Here is a 1,470-nt window from a genome sequence, read left to right on the forward strand (position 1 = left end):
CTAGTACTACAGCCGGTGGTTTCACGGTGAGTGGGCGCGGGCGGCTCGGGTGCGGTAGTGGCTGGTTCGGGCCCGGGTCTGGTGGCGGGTGCGCCAGCGGTGCCAGTGCAGGGCGAGCCAGGTCCGGGCGGTGCGGGCGGGGGCGAGGACGATCCGGTCGTACAGGCGCCGGATCTCGTTTACGGTCGGGGGTCGGGAGTCATCGGTGGGGCGGGTATGAGCCGGCTCCGGACGGTGACCAGGAAGGCCATGGCGAGCATGCACACGGTGGTGTGCCGGTACCACGAGCACCATTTGCGGACCTCGTGTTCGTCCAGGCCCACCTGTCCCTTCGCGACCTGGAACGACTCCTCCACCATCCAGCGCTGTCCTGCGGCGACCACCAGTTCGGCCACGGTGGCGCCGGGGTGGGTGTGGCACAGGAAGTAGGCGGTCTCCCGGACGGGTTCGCCGGTCTTCTTGTCCTTCTTGTTGGGCACGGTGGAGCGGCGGATCAGCAGGTGGCGCTCCAGGTCGTGGGCGGTGGTGGCGAGTTGGACGGCGGCCCAGTCGTACTCGCGAGGGCCCTTGGCGCCGTCCGCGCACGAGCGGCGTTCGAAGGTCTCCTGGGGTACCAGCGCCCACAGTTCGCGGGCCTGCCGGGTGCGGCCGTCAGGCAGCGGCAGCACCTCGTCCTTCGGGATGGCGAGTACGTAGCGGACGTGGTGTTCCTCCAGCCAGGCGCGCAGCGCCCGGCACTGCCCGTATGCCTCGTCGGCCAGGAAGTAGGTGAACGGCACCGGGGCGGCCAGCGCCCGCTCCAGCATCCGCCGGGCCAGCTCCGGCTTGGTGGCCACCGCGTTCGCGCGTTCGGGCGGGATGCCCTGCTCGGCGCAGCGGCGTTCGTGCTCCGCGGTGGCGCCGGCCCAGTTCCTGCCAAGGTAGAGCTCGGCGTCGATCAGAGTGCGACCCCGGCGGGATCCGTAGGACAGGTGCACGCTGACCTGGGCGTTCTCGATTCTTCCTGCGGTTCCGGTGTACTGCCGCTGCACCCCGGCCGTCTTGGTGCCCTTCTTGATGTCGCCGGTCTCGTCCGCGATCAGCACCGCGTCGTCGGCGGCCAGGGAAGCGACGGCGACGGCGCGGACCCGGTCGCGCAGGGCACCCGCGTCCCACGCGGCCTTGGCCAGGAAGCCCTGCAACCGGTCGGGATTGGGGTGGCCGGCCGCCTCGGCGAGCTGCCACAGGTTCTTGCGCGGCACCTCGCTCAGCAGCCCGCGCACCATCGCCCGCAGATTCTCCCGGGAGGCCGGACGTGCGAACACATCGTCCACCGAGACGCACAGCGCCTCCAACTCTCCCTCAAACTCCCGAACTTGGCCCTCGGTCAGCTCGTCCGTCTGCACCACGCCCACTGGCAGTCTCAATCCCACGAACGGAGCAACGAGCCAACCACCGTCACGTCACGCGAACCACCGGCTGTAGTACTAG

1 protein-coding gene is annotated in these 1,470 nt (G+C 70.2%); it reads right to left on the minus strand.

Features of this window, described 5'->3' with window-relative positions; translation table 11 throughout:
• Positions 1-179 precede the first annotated feature (179 nt).
• On the minus strand, positions 180-1,406 hold the full coding sequence (locus RKE29_RS29830) for an IS701 family transposase (protein WP_312008836.1): 1,227 nt from the start codon (positions 1,404-1,406) through the stop codon (positions 180-182).
• Between the last annotated feature and the right edge of the window lie 64 nt (positions 1,407-1,470).

Source organism: Streptomyces sp. B1866 (assembly GCF_031932565.1).
Lineage (GTDB): Bacteria > Actinomycetota > Actinomycetes > Streptomycetales > Streptomycetaceae > Streptomyces.